The sequence below is a fragment of the Streptomyces angustmyceticus genome (assembly GCF_019933235.1).
Classification (GTDB): domain Bacteria; phylum Actinomycetota; class Actinomycetes; order Streptomycetales; family Streptomycetaceae; genus Streptomyces; species Streptomyces angustmyceticus.
Genome location: NZ_CP082945.1, coordinates 1,750,802 through 1,766,128, shown reverse-complemented (window position 1 = coordinate 1,766,128; position 15,327 = coordinate 1,750,802). Strand labels below are relative to the sequence as shown.

The following is a 15,327-nucleotide window of genomic DNA, read 5'->3' as shown; positions in this document are numbered from 1 at the left end:
CCAGGTCCCTCCCCGCCCGCTTGTGTCCGTCCCCCGCCGCCCGCGTCAGTGGGTGGCCACCGAGTTGAACGGCGGCGCCTCGCCCGCCTCCCCGATCAGGTCCCAGAAGTGGTCGACCAGCCGGCGCAGGTACGCCGAGCGCTCGGCCGCGACCTCCTTGAGCCGGGAGTCGTCGTTCCGCGCCACCACATGCCCCATGTAGCGCTCGGAGAACTCCGCGAACTCCGCGTGCATCGTGCGCAGGGCGTCGCTCACCCGGGTCTTGTTCAGCGTGGTGATCTGGCTGATCGGCCCCACGTGCCCCTTCCAGCGCCCGTCGATGGCCGACCGCAGGTGCCCTGCCAGGTCGTCGTTGCGGCCCATCACCCCGATCAGCTTCCGCAGCGACAGCCCCAGCGCCTCCACCAGCGCCTTGGTCTGCCGGTAGTCACCGCTCCACTGCTGGGCCGACTCGGCCGCCCAGTACGCGGCCGGCTCCATGCCGATCAGCTGCGCCAGCCGCTCCACGCTCAACTGGCGGGCCATCCGGTGCTCGGCCAGCGTCCGCGGCTCGACGCCCATCAGCACCGTCGGCGGACACCACAGGACATCGGCCAGGGCGAACAACTGCGCCTCGGACGGCGCCTGGGTGCCGTACTCCCAGGACTCGATCAGCTCGGGGCGGACCGGCACGCCGCACGCGGTCATGGACTGGGCGACCTGAGCCGTGCTCAGGCCCACCCGGGCCCGCGCGGATCTGGCCTCGGCGGCGGAGAACGGAGTGCTGCTGTACACCTGCGGGACACCTCGCTGCCCCCGGGGGACGGGGGGCGCTTGGGGGGAGGGGACATGGAGGAACATCCAGGAGCGGGCAGATTAACAGATGGGCGATAGGTACGAATCTCCAGTTCCCCCGGGAGGCGAAGCCGGTCAAGGGGTGCGGAGTCGGATGCGCGGGAGATGTGCGTTATCTGTCCGATTTCAGGCATCGACTTGCTTACTGGGTATAGCCGATTCCCCATCCCTTACCGGGCGGTAGGAATTCTTGGGGCCGCCAGGACGGCGGGACGTCATCGAAGCGTTATGGGTAAGGGTCTCCGGCCGGGGCGGGATCGCCCCTGGGGCTATTGCCCCACCCTGCCGTCGAGGCACTCGCGCAGCAGGTCGGCGTGCCCGCAGTGGCGGGCGTACTCCTCGATCCGGTGCACCAGCAGCTCCCGGATCGCGATCCGGTCCCTGCCCGCCCGCGCGCCCAGGTCCGGGTACGCGGCCAGCGCGGCATCGGTCGCGGCCTGTTCACGCTCCAGGTCGTCGTACGCGGCGTCGACCACGGCCTGTTCGGCGACCGCTTCGTCGAAGTCCGCGTCCCGCGCGCCGTACAGCTTCGGCAGCGGTTCGCCGTCGCCGATCCAGGTGCGCCAGTCCCGTTCCACCTCGGCGAGGTGCCGCACCAGGCCGAGCAGCGACATCGTCGACGGCGGAACCGTCCGGCGGGCCAGTTGCTCCGCGTCCAGGCCCTCGCACTTCATCCGCAGGGTCAGGCGGTAGTTCGTCAGGAACTCGTGCAGCGTTGCCCGTTCGCCGTCCGGGCTCGGGCCGTCGCACTCGCGGGGGTCGTCGTCCGGATCGGTCCACATGTCGGGGTGGACGGTTCCCTGGCTCCATCGTGCGGGTCGGTCGCTCATGCGGTGCATGCTCCTCCGCGGGGCACGGGGGTGCCAGCGAATTCCCGCTCGGGGGCGGCCTGAGGTGTCAACCAAGGGTTGACACTCGTGCGGCTGTCAACCTAGGGTTGCCTCATGGCTGAACCGACTCAGATGAACCATCCCGTCCGCCTCGACGACCTCATCGAAGCGATCAAGAAGGTGCACGGCGACGCCCTCGACCAGCTCCAGAGCGCCGTCGTCGCCGCCGACCATCTCGGCGAAGTCGCCGACCATCTCATCGGCCACTTCGTGGACCAGGCCCGCCGCTCCGGTGCCTCATGGACCGAGATCGGCAGGTCCATGGGCGTCACCCGGCAGGCCGCCCAGAAGCGGTTCGTGACGAAGGACGAGCCGTCGTCCGACATGAGCCAGAACTTCGCCAAATTCACCCCCCGGGCCAGGAGCGTCGTCGTCGCGTCCCAGAGCAAGGCCCGCGCGGGAGGCCACACGCAGATCGGCACGGGCCATCTCGTGCTCGGCCTGCTCGCCGATCCGGAAGGGCTGGCCGCACGGGTGCTCGTCGCCCAGGGCGTACCGCTGGAGACGGTCGAAGCGGCCGTGACCGAGGCGCTGCCGGAGCCCTCCGGCGAGCCCGTGCCCGACCTCGTGCCCTTCGACGCCCACGCGAAGAAGGCGCTCGAACTCACCTTCCGCGAGGCGCTGCGACTGGGCCACAACTACGTCGGTACGGAGCACCTGTTGCTGGCGCTGCTGGAGCAGGAGAACGGCGAGGGCGTGCTCAGCGGGCTCGGCCTCGACAAGGCGCGCACCGAGGAGCACGTGTCGGCCGCCCTGCGGGCGATCCGGGACGGGCTCCAGGAGTAGGCGGCGCACCGGCCGGCGCCGCCATGGAGCGCCGGCCGGTCCGCCTCAGAACGCGGAGTGGGTGAACCAGCGCGTCAGCAACTCCTCGTCGCCCGACGTCCCGACGGTGTCCGTGGCGCGCGCCGGGCGTCCGTAGAGGCGGAGCAGCAGATCCGCGGCGGCGCCCTGCACGACGGCGTCGGCGGGGGCGGCCACCGCGTCCCGGGCCCCGGACGTCACCTCGAAGCCGTCGGGCCGCAGGCGCACGAGCCAGTCGCCCGCGGTGTCCGCGCACCGGAAGCGCAGGGTCTCCCCGTCGCCGCGCAGGTGCGCCACCCCGGGGGCGAAGGGGGTCGCGAACGGCAGGTTGACCAGGAACTCGTCCACGCCGTCGGCCGCGAGTCCGGGGTCGATGTCCGTGCCGAGGCCCAGGGCGCGTTCCGCGTCCGTGCGGTGCACCAGGGTCTCGAACAGCATCCGCCGCATCCAGAACCGGGCGTGCTGATCGACGCCCCAGGCCCACATCGGGGCGTCCGGGTCGGTCCCGGTGATCACGTCGGCGGCCCGGGCCGCACTCGCCGTCAGCCAGTCGGCCCAGCCGGTGTCGTCGGCGGGCAGCTCCAGGTCCACCTCGCGGCTGCGCGGCGGCTCCTGGACGCGCCGGCGCAGCAGCACGGAGAACCAGCGCTGCACGCTCCCGGCGTGCCGGACCAGGTCGAGCAGCGTCCAGTCGGGGCAGCCCGGCACCGGCAACGAGAGGTCCGCGCCGTCCAGTGCCGCCACGAACCGCGCGGTCTCCGCCGCGACGGCGGCGCGGTGTTCGGCGGGGGAGAGGGGCTCGCGGCCCGGGGTGTCCGGCGTGTTCATGGGCGCTGTTTCCCGATCTCCTCGGCCCGGCGACCTGACCGGCCGGGCATCCGACGGGCAGCCTGTCACACCCCGGCCGCCGTGGTTCGCCCGCCGTGGGTCAGCCGACGTGGACCCGCGGGCGGCGGGCCGGGTCGGGCTCGGCGCGCCGGAGGACCTCGCGGGCGACCGGCGCGACCTCGCCGTCACCGAAGACCAGGAACCGCAGCAGATGGCCGAGCGGATGCCCCTCGGTCCAGTTGAAGTAGACGTGCGGGACCTGGCCGGTGTGCTCGCGCAGCCGCATCAGCACGGCGGCGATGGTGTTCGCCACGCCGGCGCCCTCCACCCGCAGGATCTGCGCCCCGTACCGCTCCTCGCCCCGCACGTGCAGCTCGGTGGTGAAGTCCGAGGAGTCCGGGACGGTCACTTCGAGGAACAGCACCGGACGGCCGTCGGGTATGTGGGTCTCCTCGCGCTGGCTGTACTCCTTCTCCCGGTACTCGGCCTCGTCCCGCTCGTCGGGCTCGTTGGCGATGACCCGCAGCGGCCCGGCCGCCGTCGCCGCGCCGATCAGCCGCTCGGCGGTCTCGTCGAAGTCGACCTGTACGGCGCGCAGTTCGAAGGCCCGGTGGACCCGCGAGGCGAACGAGGTGAGCAGGATGCCGAGGATGAACAGCAGCGCGATCTTCAGGCCGTCCGGCCGCTCGATGACATTGGTGACCAGGGTGTAGCCGAAGACGAGGGTGATGGCGCCGAAGCCGGCGGTGGCCGCCCGCAGCCGCCGGTGGCGGGCCGCGACGGTGGAGGCGAAGGACGCCGAGAGCATCAGCACCAGCACACCGGTCGCGTACGCACCGCTCTGCTCGTCGACGCTGGCGTTGAAGAAGAAGGTGATGCCGAAGGCGGTGGCCAGGAAGATCAGCACCAGCGGACGCACCGCGCGGGCCCACTCCGGCGCCATGCCGTACCGCGGCAGATAGCGCGGAACGAGGTTGAGCAGCCCGGCCATCGCCGAGGCGCCGGCGAACCAGAGGATGGCGATGGTGGAGAGGTCGTAGACGGTGCCGAATGCCTCGCCCAGATACCGGTGCGCGAGGTAGGCCAGCGCGCGCCCGTTGGCCGACCCGCCGGCCTCGAACTCCCGCTGCGGGATCAGCAGCGTGGTGGCCAGGCTCGACAGCAGCAGGAAGCCGCTCATCACCAGCGCCGCGGTGGTCAGCAGCCGACGGGTGCCCCGGATCCGGCCGGCCGGGCGGGCCTCGGTGTCGGTGGCGTCGCCCTGTACCTGCGGCATCACCGCCACGCCCGTCTCGAAGCCGGACATGCCCAGCGCCAGCTTGGGGAAGACCAGCAGCGCCACCCCGACGATCGCCACCGGCGAGGAGTGCTCGGCGGTCATCGCGTCCCACCAGTTGCCGACCACCACCGGGTGCGCCAGTACGTTCGCGGCCGCGGTGGCCAGGACCACGACGTTCAGCGCCAGATACGTCCCGACCAGCCCGACGGCGATGCCGATCGCCTCACGGAAACCCTTGAGGAACACCGCCCCCAGGGCGGCCAGCAGCACCAGGGTGATCCACAGGTTCGCGCCGTGCAGCAGCGGAGGGGCGAACGGGTTCTCCACGACATGCGCCGAGGCGTCGGCGGCCGACAGCGTCATGGTGATGATGAAGTCCGTGGCCGCGAACCCCAGCAGCACCAGGACCAGCAGCTTCCCCGCCCACCACGGCAGCAGGCGCTCCAGCATGGCGATCGAGCCCTCGCCGTTCGGGCTCTCCTTGGCGACCCTGCGGTAGACGGGCAGCGCGCCCAGCAGCGTCAGCGCGATCAGCACGAGCGTGGCGAACGGCGAGAGCAGCCCGGCGGCCAGCGCGGCGATGCCCGGCTGGTAGCCCAGCGTGGAGAAGTAGTCGACGCCCGTCAGGCACATGACGCGCCACCAGGAGTGGCCCTTGTGCTCGGCCGGCGGGGTGCCGTGCGGCCCGGGGTGGCGGGCGGCCTGGCTGCTCAGTCCGTCCAGGAGCCAGGCGCGCCACCTCTTGGAGGCGGTGGTGGGGGACGGCGTGGGGTCCGCCTGGACAGTGGTCATGCGGGGAGGGCCTGCCGATCATCGGTCGTCGTTCGGGCAACGAGGAGCGAGTATGCATCACCACGTCAGCGGCGCCGTGTCGCACCCCGCGCCGGGCGACATCGGCCGCCGCACCCCCGCCGTCAAGACCGCGTCAGAAAGCGCCCGCGGCCCGTAGACACGGCGTCAAGGACGGAAACCGGGCGCTCCCGTACCGGTCCGGGGCGCGCAGTCTGGCGGCAAGGGGCCTTCGCGGATCCGCGGAACCGTCCGGTCCGCCGCGGGGCCAAAGCAGGAGGTGTTCTCCGTGGCCACCCTTCACCGCCCGGCGCCCGCGCGCCGCACCTGCGTGCCCCACGCCTCCGGCGTCCCCCGCACCGCACACCGCCCGCGGGTGGCCCCGCCCCGTACGCGGCCGGTCCGCCGGCCGCCGCCCCGCCCCGCCGCCCTCGCCCGTGACCTCGCACTGCCGCTCGGCGCCCTGGGCGCGGCGCTGCTGGTGACCGCCCTGATGCTGACCGGCACGGCGGCGCACGCCACGGCGGCGCTCGCGGTCTTCGCCGCGCTGACGGCCGCCGTGTCCCTGCTGGCGCGGCCGCTTCTGGCGCCGGTCGTGGCCCTGGTGTCCTGGATGTTCTACGACGGCTTCGTCCTCAACCAGCGCTCCGACCTGGCCTTCCAGCCGCAGGACCGGACGAGCCTGCTGGTCCTCCTCCTCGCCGGGGTCACGGCCGCGGGCTGTGCCGCCGCCGTACGGGCCCTCCGGCGGCCCCCGGCCCGCTGACCGCGCCCGGCCCCGCACGTCCGGCTGCCCGCCCCCGTTGCCGCACTCAGCAGCGGCAACGGCCCCGGTGATGGTGCCCGTGATGCCGGCGGCAGGCGTGCCGGTACCGGGCGGCCGCGGCCCGCTTCCGCCGCCCGGCCGCGCCCAGGAACCCCAGCCCGATGCCCAGCAGCCAGCTGTCCTTGGCCAGCGGGATCCCGTCCTGGGTCGGTCGCAGACCGCCCTCCTGCCGCATGCCGGGGAGGCGCAGATACAGGCCGAACAGCCCGCCGGCGAAGCCGGTCAGCCCCAGCCCGGCCAGCCGGGTCGGTACGAACGGCGCCAGCAGCGCGCCGCCGAGGGCGAGTTCCGAGCACGCCAGCAGCCGGGTGAAGCGCTCGGCGGGAATCCGGTCGAGGAACGGGTACGCGACGCACGCCATGCCGTGCACGGCCTGCGCGGTCGCCTCGTCGGCCCGCAACTTCGTCAGACCGGAATTCAGCAGGAACGCACCGGTGGCCAGGCGAGGGGCCAGATCACGCGCTTCGGGCAGCTGCACCACGGGGAGCCTCCATGATCAGATCTTCGGCCCCTTCCCCGAGCTTAGCCAGGGGGCAACGGGGGTGCATCCGACGGCCGCCGCGCGCGGCGGCGGAGCGCGGGAACGCTGTCGCCAGGGGCGGCGTCACAGCGCGGGCACGTCGTCCCACTGGTCGAGGATGTCGTCGGCCGAGTCCGGACCGGGTTCCGGCCGGCCGCCGTCGAGGGTCTGCTCGGTCCAGATGACCTTGCCGTTGGGCGTGTAACGGGTGCCCCAGCGCTGGGCGAACTGGGCGACGAGGAAGAGGCCGCGGCCGCCCTCGTCCGTGGTCGCCGCCCGGCGCAGGTGCGGGGAGGCGCTGGTGCCGTCCGAGACCTCGCAGATCAGCGCCCGGTCGTGCAGCAGCCGGACCCGGATCGGCTGGGCCCCGTAGCGGATGGCATTGGTGATCAGCTCGCTGAGGATCAGCTCGGTGGTGAACGACAGCGCCACCAGCCCCCACGACTCCAGCGTGCGCAGACAGGCCGACCGGATGCGGGCGACGGCCGCGGGGTCGGAGGGCACGTCCCATTCGGCGACCCGGCCGGGGGCCAGCAGCCGGGTGCGGGCCACCAGCAGGGCGATGTCGTCACTGGGGTGTTCGGGCAGCAGAGTGTCGAGGACCGCCGTGCAGATCTGTTCCGGGGCCCGGTCCGCCGCGCCGGCCAGGGCCGTCCGCAGCAGCTCCAGGCCCCGGCCGAGGTCGCGGTCGGGGCCCTCGATCAGCCCGTCCGTGTACAGCACCAGCCGGGAGCCTTCGCCCAGGGTGAGTTCCGTGGTCTCCACCGGCTCCCCGCCGCCCAGGCCCAGCGGTGGGGAGACAGGGACCTCGGGGAACGAGACGGTGCCGTCCGGGGCGATCACGGCCGGACCCGGGTGGCCCGCCCTGGCCAGGGTGGTCAGGCCGCCGACCGGGTCGTAGATGGCGTACAGGCAGGTGGCACCGGTGATGCCGGTGCGGCCCAGCTGCGCCGGCGCCCCGTCGGCCGTGCCGCCCGGCCAGGTCCCCTCGTCCCCGCCGGCGCCGGCCTCCGCCGTCCCCGCCTCGTCCGTGTCGATATGGGTGACGAGTTCGTCCAGATGGTTGAGCAGTTCGTCGGGCGGCAGGTCGAGGGCGGAGAAGTTGTGCACCGCGGTGCGCAGCCGGCCCATGGTGGCGGCGGCGTGCAGCCCGTGCCCGACGACATCTCCGACCACCAGGGCGACCCGGGCGCCGGGCAGCGGGATGACGTCGAACCAGTCGCCGCCGACCCCGGCGAGGGCGGGAAGGTAGCGGTGGGCGGCCTCCAGGGCGGACTGCTCGGGCAGGGTCTGCGGGAGCAGGCTGCGCTGCAGGGTGACGGCCGTGGTGTGCTCGCGGGTGTAGCGGCGGGCGTTGTCGATCGCGACCGCGGCGCGCGCGGCCAGTTCCTCGGCGAAGGCCAGATCCTCCTCCTCGAAGCCGCCGGCGCTCCCGGTCCGCCAGAAGTTGGCCAGCCCCAGCACCACCCCGCGGGCTTGCAGCGGCACGGCGATCAGCGACCGGATACCGGCGTCCAGCACCCGCTGGGTGTGCTCCGGGTCCGGCCGGCGCCACTCGTCCGACCGGGGCAGATCGTCCACCAGGACCGGGCGGCCGCTCGCCAGGGCCGTGGCCATCGGTGTGCCGGGCGCGAACCTGAGGTCCTCGCCCACCCGGTAGATCGCCGCGGCCTGGGGGACCCCGCTGACCGCCAGCCGCCGCAGGCCGGTGCCCGGCCCGGCCGCCGGTTCGTCACCCCGCAGCACCGGCTCCAGCAGTTCGACGGTGGCCACGTCGGCGAACCGGGGGACCGCGACATCGGCCAGCTCCTCGGCGGTCCGCCCCACCTCCAGCGTGGTGCCGATCCGCAGCCCCGCGTCATAGATCAGCTTCAGCCGCTCCTGGGCCACGCCCGCCCGCCCGGCCAGCGTCCGCAGTTCGGTGGTGTCCCGCAGCGTCACCACCGTCCCGGCGGGCCCGCCGTGCGGCGCCGTCGGCCGGACGTTCACCGCGATCAGCCGGTCGCCGGCCGGCAGCACCTCGTCGGTCGCCTCCCGGCCGGAGGCCAGCAGCGCGCTCAGCCCGGGCTCCAGATCCAGGTCGGCGAGCGGGCGCCGCTCCGCGTCGGCGGGCAGGGCGAGCAGCCGCCGGGCCTCGTCGTTGGCGAGCAGCAGCCGCCCGTCGCCGCTGATGACCAGCACGCCCTCCCGTACGGCGTGCAGCACCGCGTCGTGATGCTCGTACCTCCGCCGCAGCTCGGCCGGCCGCAGCCCGTGCGTCTGCCGCCGCAGCCGGCGGCTCGTCCACGCCGCCCCGACGGCGACCACCAGCAGCCCGCCGGCCGCGGCGCCCAGCACCAGCGCCAACGGCTGCGCCACCCGCTCGCCCGCCCGCTGGACACGTATCCCGGCGGCCACGAACCCGGCGGTCGAGCCGTCGGGAGCGGAGACCGGAACCGTGGTGTCCACCGCGGGACCGACGGACGAGGTGAAGGTGGCGGTGCGGGGCGTGCCGTGGAGCGACGGCGGGTAGGTGCCGGCGCCGACGACGTGCTTGCCGATCAGCCGGGTGCCGGGGTGCGTCCAGCGGATGCCCGTGGGGCGGAACGCGACGCTGTGGTCGACCCCGGCGGCCTTGCGGGCCGCCTCCGCCCCGGGCTGCAGCAGCGCGCTGGGGTCGCGGGACTGCATGGCGGTGAGGGTGCCGGGCGCATGGGCGAAGGCGGCGGCCCCGGCCGGGGAACGCTGACGGGCCTCCTGCATGCTCGCGCCCTCCGCCTGGAGGACGAGCGCGACGACGGCGGCGACGACCAGCAGTACCGCCAGGGCGAGCTGCAGCACGAACACCTGGCCCGCGACGCTGGGCACCTGCAGCAGCGAGCGGAGGCGTCGTCCCGGGGAGTGTGATGACGCGGAATCGTCACCCTCTCGCCCGAAGTATTCCGTCATGCCCCATGTCTAGCATTGTGCTCCGCCAGGGGGCGGACGGCCGGGTGGGCCCCGCGGCCCGCCGACGCGCCGACCGCGCCCCCCCGCGCCCGCCCAGGTGCGGAGCCCGGCCGCTCGCGCCCTCCCGCTCCCCTCTCCCCGCCTTCTCTCGCCTCTTTCCGCTCGCCTCGTCCCGTCGGGTCCGCACGAAAAGGGGCCTCCGTCCCAGGACCCCGCCGTGAAAGGCTGCGCCCATGCATGCCACACCGGACGGGCGGCCGATTCCGCCCCTGCAGGCCGATGAACGCGCCACGCTGGAAGGCTGGTTGGACTTCCACCGCGCCACACTCGCGCTGAAGTGCGCGGGCCTGGAAGACCGTCAGGCCCGCCTCGCCCCGGTGGCGCCGTCCGGGATGACGCTGCTGGGCCTCGTCCAGCACCTGGCGGAGGTCGAACGCAACTGGTTCCAGAGGGTGTTCGCCGGCCAGGATGTCCCGCCGGTCCACGAGGCGGACAACCCGGACGGCTTCACGCTCACCCCCGACCGCGGGCTGGGCCAGGCCCTGGCCGGCTGGCAGGCCGAAGTCGCCCGCAGTCGCGAACTGACCGCCGGCGCCGCGCTCGACGCCACCGGCAAGCTCTCGGAGCAGGAGGCCGGCCAGGCCGGCGGTCAGGGCGTCTCGCTGCGCTGGATCCTGGTCCACATGATCGAGGAGTACGCACGCCACAACGGTCACGCGGACCTGCTCAGGGAGGCCATCGACGGCGCCACGGGGGCATGAGGCGGTCGCGCGCGGCAACCCGCCCCGCCCCTTATTGCATATCCTTCGCAGTTACGTAGCCAGCGCAGAAAACTGGCTGCCGTATGCGAGAGGAGAACGGCATGCGTGGAACACCCGTCGTGCTGGGCATCGAGTCGTCCTGTGACGAGACGGGCGCCGGCCTGGTCCGGGACGGCCGGCTGCTGGGGCATGCCGTGGCGTCGAGCATGGACGAGCACGCCCGGTTCGGGGGAGTGGTGCCGGAGATCGCGGCCCGCGCCCATGTCCACGCCTTCACCCCGGTCGTGCACCGGGCCCTGGCCGAGGCCGGGCTGCGGATGTCCGACATCGGGGCGGTCGCGGTGACCACCGGGCCGGGGCTCTCCGGCGCGCTCCAGGTCGGGCTGGCCGGCGCGAAGAGCCTGGCGTACGCGCTGGACGTGCCGCTCTACGGCGTGCACCACCTGGCCGGCCATGTCGCCGCCGACACCCTCGCGCACGGCCCGCTGCCCGACCCCTGCGTGGTGCTGATCGTCTCCGGCGGCCACACGTCGCTGCTGCTCGTCCGCGACCTGGCCCGGGACCGCATCGTGCACCTCGGCGACACCCTCGACGACGCCGCCGGCGAATGCTTCGACAAGGCCGCCCGGGTCTTCGGTCTGCCGTATCCCGGGGGACCGGCCATCGACCGGACGGCGCGCGAGGGCGACGTACGCGCCGTCCGCTTTCCCCGCCCCCTGACCGGACCGCACGACGACCCCTACGGCTTCTCCTTCTCGGGGCTGAAGACCGCCGCCGCACGCTGGGCGGAGCGGCACCGCGGCCGGGAGCTGCCGGTGGCGGACGGGGCGGCCGCCCTGCAGGAGGCGGTCGCCGACGTCCTGACCCGCAAGGCGGTCGCCGCCTGCGCCGACCACGGCGTCAGCACCCTCGTCGTGGTCGGCGGAGTCGCCGCCAACTCCCGGGTCCGGAGCCTGGCGGAGGAACGGTGCGCCGCCGCGGGGATCACCCTGCGGGTGCCGCCGCTGCGGCTGTGCACCGACAACGGGGCGATGATCGCCGCCATCGGAGACCTCCTGGCCCGCGCGGGTGCCGCCCCGGCCCCCCTGGACGTCTCCATCGACCCGTCCGCACCCCTGGAGTACGCCGCCCTGCACCCGACGGGGCGCACGGCCGGGGCGGCGGGGCGAACGGCGGCGTAGCAGGGGAGCGGGCTGCAGGAGCGGGCGAAGGCAGCGGAAGAAACCGAAAACAGAAGCCGAGGAAGGGAGCGGGAAAAAGAAGTGGCACCGCCGCTCCGGGACGGCCTAAGGTCGGCGGTGTTCGGACGGGACCCGGGGTCACCGTCGTCGGCTGTCGAGGAATCCGGGAGGTGAGGACCGATGACTGTCGCTGCGCAGGGCGCTGCCCGCCTCCAGAAGACCATCAACCTCTCTCCCGTGGTCTCCGGCTGACTCGACATCACCTTTCTTCTTCCCGCGCCGTGCGCGGGCGGCCGGGGCTGCTCCTTCCTGAAGGGTCATCCCGTTGTTGGACCTCGATTTCTCTGCTGCGCACCCGCTGACCGCCTACGGCTGGGACGACGGGTTCGCGGAAAGCTTCACCCCCCACGCCGGGCGGGGGATCGTGCCCGGCCGTATCGTCCGCGTGGACCGCGGGCGGGTGGACGCCGTCGTCGCCGACGGCTCCGGCGAGGGCGCGGGCGTCCGGACCGTACTGGCGGACACCGCGCTGGTCGCCACGAGCGACCCGATGCGGGTGCCGTGCACCGGGGACTGGGCCGCGATCGACCTGGAGAACGGCCTGACCGGCAGCCATCTCGACGGCGTGGTACGGGCGTTGCTGCCCCGGCGTACGGCGTTCTTGCGGTCCACCTCCTCCAAGCGCTCCGAGGGACAGATCCTCGCGGCGAACGTCGACCACGCGGTGATCGCGGTGTCGCTGGCCGATGCGCTGGACCTCGGACGTATCGAGCGGTTCGTCTCGCTGGCCTGGGAGAGCGGGGCACAGCCGCTGGTGGTGCTGACCAAGGCCGACCTGGCCGGGGGACCGGACACCCTGGCGCATCTCGTCGCGGACGCGGAGACCGCGGCACCGGGCGTGCAGGTGCTGACGGTCAGTTCGATGACCGGCGAGGGGGTGGAAGTGGTCACCGCCGTGCTCGCGGGCGGCACCTCCGTCCTGCTGGGGCAGTCCGGCGCGGGCAAGTCCACGCTGGCCAACGCCCTGCTCGGCGAGGAACTGCAGCGGGTGCAGGCCATCCGCGACCGGGACGGCAAGGGCCGGCACACCACGACCACCCGCGACCTGCGGGCGCTCCCCGGCGGCGGGGTGCTGATCGATACGCCGGGGCTGCGCGGCGTCGGCATGTGGGACGCGGGAACCGGGCTGTCCCGGACGTTCTCGGACGTCGAGTCGCTGGCCGAGGAGTGCCGCTTCCACGACTGCGCACACCAGGCCGAACCCGGCTGCGCGGTCCAAGAGGCCCTAGAGACCGGGGAGTTGCCCCTGCGACGGCTGGAGAGCTACCGCAAGCTCCTACGGGAGAACCAACGCATCGTGGCGAAGACCGACGCCCGGCTGCGCGCCGAGATCCGCCGCGACTGGAAGCAGAAGCAGGCACTGGGCCGCCACATGATGGAGCGGAAGCGGGGGCCGCAGCGGTGAGGTGACGGAGCGCGGGGGCCCCGGGCCCTCGTCGCTCGGCGACGGGGGAGGAACGGAGTGATCCGCTCCTCCCCCCTCCACAGCAGCGGGTTCGCGGAAGCTGAACCAGCAGGTGGTGCTCGACCGGCTGTTGGACTGGATGCTGGTCTGCACGCTGCGCGAGTGGTTCGACCCGAGCGAGTTCCGGCGCACCGCGACCACTGCCTCATCAGCGACCGAGCGGCTCGTTCCAGCCCGCACCAGCCCGGCCGAATGAACGCCTGCACCGGGGATGAGACAAGCCGGGGCGCGATCCGCTCCGAACCCGACTCCGGTGGCGGAGGCTGGTTGCTCGACACCCTTCAGCGCGCCGAGGAACAGCCGTGCGAACTGTCGGACGGTGGCGGTGTGGTCCGTGTCAGCCATGCCACGACGTCGGGGGTGGGCCGAATGCGCGACGGCCGGACCGCACGGTCAGAGTGGCGAGAGCGGCGTTGGCGCCCCCGCCAATGACAGCGCCGATACCGAACGGCGCCACCCGGCCGAGCACGATGATCCCCTGCTTGGTTCCGTACTTCGTGACGAAGTTCTTCCCCAGGATCTTGTTGATCTGACGCAACATCTCGACAGGTACCTTGGCGACCACCTGACGTCCCCAGTGTTGCCCCGTACGCTCGGCGACCTTGGTAATGGTGGTGGAGCCGGTCCCGCCGAGCATGATTCCCATCACGATCGTTCGGCGGCGTTCGAGCTCGTCGATGGGGACGCCGTGCACTTCCGCGATCGAGAGCGCGTAGAGGGCGCTCAGTTCAAGAGATGAGAGGGCCTCGCCTGCCGACAGCGCCAGCGCGACTCCCGTCCCGACGCCGGGCGCGGCTGCAGTTCCTCCCACCGCAGCACCCGTCCCGGTCAAGGCGCTGACGTACATCCGCTCCAGATTGCGGATCACCTGTGCCGGTGTCGCCTCCGGGTTCCGCTGGCGGGCCCGGGCGATGTTCTTGCGCACCAGGGGGCTCTGGGCGTCGATTGCCTTGTCCAGGAGGTCGAGGACGCGCTGCCCGCGTGGGGCTGCTGCCGGAACCGGTCCGTCGAGGGCACCTGTTGCCATGCCTTGAACTCCTCAGATCGTCACGTCCCGACCGAGTCTTCCACTCGACCGGCCGAGCGGGAGCCAAATGGAACAAGTCGCCAACCGCAAGAAGAAGGGCATCGAAGAAGGGCATCAAGGATGTTCGGCCCGTCAGTCATGAAGAATCGGTCTGTCAGTCATGAAGAAGCTGATGGAGGAGGCGGTGCCGGGGCGGGACGGGGGAGGATTCAGCCCGCTGCCACCGCGCCCGTCCAGGCGCCGACGACCAGGAGGCAGGCGAACAGTTCGATCAGGACGCTCAGGCCGATGGCGCGCAGGGCGGTGCGGGCCGAGGCCCAGGCGTCGCCGTGGCTGCCGAGTCGGACGCGTTCCAGCAGGTAGAGGCCCCCGACGGCGCACAGTGGTCCTCCGATGACCGGGATCACGAAGAACCCCACGATGCCGGCCACGCCCGCCAGGAACAACGCCCGGTACGGCGCGCCCGCGGCCCGCAGGTTGCGGGCCGGCAGCAGCCACTTCAGCGTCTGGTTGAGGAGCAGCACGGCGGTCGCGCCCATGAGCACCACCCAGGCGAGGGAGGACTTCTCGGACAGCGTCCACCACAGCACGGCGGCCCAGACGATCAGCGGGCCGGGGATGCCCGGTACCAGCACCCCGAGCAGCCCCAGCAGCATCACCAGGCCGACCGCGACCAACTGCCACACGCTCATGCGCCGGTCCCGTCACGCCCGGCCCGCCCGCCCGGGGGCGGCACGCGCCGTCCGCCGGCCCGCTCGCCGCACTCGTTCACGTGCCGGCCTCACACCCGGCGGGCACACGCCCCGTGACGGCTCGTAGGCTGCACACTCTCATGGGCCCAGCGTGCCGGAAGCGGCCCGGAAGCGCTTGCCGGCGGCCGGGGTGGGGCGTTGGCCGGGCCAGGGGCTCCCGCCCGCCGGGAGGGGCGCCCGCCGGCCGGACCGGAACCCCGTCGGACGGGCCGTCGTCAGCCCCGCCCCTCCCGTTTCACCCCGTCAAACCGACGACGCCGAAGACCGGACCGGCTGACGTCCACGGTCGTCCGCTCCACCGGGCCACCCATGACCTGCGCGGTCCGCTGAAGTCCCGCGGCCGGTCACCCGTAGGAGGCCGGCCGCCCGGTGGACGCTCTTTC

The 15,327-nt window shown here is 73.2% G+C and carries 13 protein-coding genes and 1 pseudogene; 6 read left to right on the top strand and 8 right to left on the bottom strand.

Annotation, left to right across the window (positions count from 1 at the left end; translation table 11 throughout):
- Positions 1-45: 45 nt before the first annotated feature.
- Together K7396_RS08235 and K7396_RS08230 are read right to left on the bottom strand one after the other, a co-directional pair.
- Positions 46-687: an XRE family transcriptional regulator gene (locus tag K7396_RS08235; RefSeq protein WP_152104369.1), complete on the bottom strand. Its 642-nt coding sequence runs from the start codon at positions 685-687 to the stop codon at positions 46-48.
- A gap of 416 nt (positions 688-1,103) precedes the next feature.
- Positions 1,104-1,673, bottom strand: coding sequence for a mycothiol transferase (locus K7396_RS08230; protein ID WP_086716873.1), 570 nt, complete (start codon positions 1,671-1,673; stop codon positions 1,104-1,106).
- Positions 1,674-1,778: 105 nt separating this feature from the next.
- Between K7396_RS08230 and K7396_RS08225 the strand changes: the two genes are divergently transcribed.
- On the top strand, positions 1,779-2,510 hold the full coding sequence (locus tag K7396_RS08225) for a Clp protease N-terminal domain-containing protein (protein WP_086716874.1): 732 nt from the start codon (positions 1,779-1,781) through the stop codon (positions 2,508-2,510).
- Positions 2,511-2,555: 45 nt separating this feature from the next.
- Here K7396_RS08225 and K7396_RS08220 read toward each other — a convergent pair whose 3' ends face one another.
- Positions 2,556-3,356 carry a maleylpyruvate isomerase family mycothiol-dependent enzyme gene (locus tag K7396_RS08220; protein WP_086716875.1) on the bottom strand — a complete coding sequence of 267 codons (801 nt, stop codon included), beginning with the start codon at positions 3,354-3,356 and terminating at the stop codon, positions 2,556-2,558.
- Positions 3,357-3,456: 100 nt separating this feature from the next.
- Entirely contained in the window at positions 3,457-5,427 is a 1,971-nt protein-coding gene (locus tag K7396_RS08215; RefSeq protein ID WP_086716876.1) for an APC family permease, read from the bottom strand.
- A gap of 286 nt (positions 5,428-5,713) precedes the next feature.
- On the opposite strand from K7396_RS08215, the gene K7396_RS08210 reads away from it, so the two are divergent.
- Positions 5,714-6,190 (top strand): hypothetical protein, encoded by a 477-nt coding sequence (locus K7396_RS08210; RefSeq protein ID WP_223659776.1) that lies wholly within the window; start codon positions 5,714-5,716, stop codon positions 6,188-6,190.
- Positions 6,191-6,236: 46 nt separating this feature from the next.
- Here the strand turns inward: K7396_RS08210 and K7396_RS08205 are convergent, their stop codons facing one another.
- Positions 6,237-6,731 carry a hypothetical protein gene (locus K7396_RS08205; RefSeq protein ID WP_152104298.1) on the bottom strand — a complete coding sequence of 165 codons (495 nt, stop codon included), beginning with the start codon at positions 6,729-6,731 and terminating at the stop codon, positions 6,237-6,239.
- Between the two features lie 123 nt (positions 6,732-6,854).
- Entirely contained in the window at positions 6,855-9,698 is a 2,844-nt protein-coding gene (locus K7396_RS08200) for a SpoIIE family protein phosphatase/ATP-binding protein (protein WP_152104299.1), read from the bottom strand.
- 233 nt (positions 9,699-9,931) lie between these two features.
- On the opposite strand from K7396_RS08200, the gene K7396_RS08195 reads away from it, so the two are divergent.
- From K7396_RS08195 to K7396_RS35930, 4 genes and pseudogenes are all read left to right on the top strand, one after another.
- Positions 9,932-10,459, top strand: coding sequence for a DinB family protein (locus K7396_RS08195; RefSeq protein WP_152104300.1), 528 nt, complete (start codon positions 9,932-9,934; stop codon positions 10,457-10,459).
- 101 nt (positions 10,460-10,560) lie between these two features.
- The gene (tsaD, locus tag K7396_RS08190) at positions 10,561-11,640 is read left to right on the top strand and encodes a tRNA (adenosine(37)-N6)-threonylcarbamoyltransferase complex transferase subunit TsaD (protein WP_086719819.1); all 1,080 of its coding nucleotides are present in this window, start codon (positions 10,561-10,563) and stop codon (positions 11,638-11,640) included.
- 325 nt (positions 11,641-11,965) lie between these two features.
- Positions 11,966-13,105, top strand: a complete 1,140-nt coding sequence (gene rsgA, locus K7396_RS08185) for a ribosome small subunit-dependent GTPase A (protein WP_086719818.1) — start codon at positions 11,966-11,968, stop codon at positions 13,103-13,105.
- A gap of 97 nt (positions 13,106-13,202) precedes the next feature.
- Positions 13,203-13,286 (top strand): annotated as a pseudogene (locus K7396_RS35930) (cupin domain-containing protein); the annotation flags it as partial.
- A gap of 216 nt (positions 13,287-13,502) precedes the next feature.
- Here the strand turns inward: K7396_RS35930 and K7396_RS08175 are convergent.
- The gene (locus K7396_RS08175; protein ID WP_086719817.1) at positions 13,503-14,192 is read right to left on the bottom strand and encodes a hypothetical protein; all 690 of its coding nucleotides are present in this window, start codon (positions 14,190-14,192) and stop codon (positions 13,503-13,505) included.
- 209 nt (positions 14,193-14,401) lie between these two features.
- Complete coding sequence (locus tag K7396_RS08170) at positions 14,402-14,884, bottom strand: DUF456 domain-containing protein (RefSeq protein WP_086719816.1); 483 nt, start codon at positions 14,882-14,884, stop codon at positions 14,402-14,404.
- Positions 14,885-15,327: the final 443 nt, after the last annotated feature.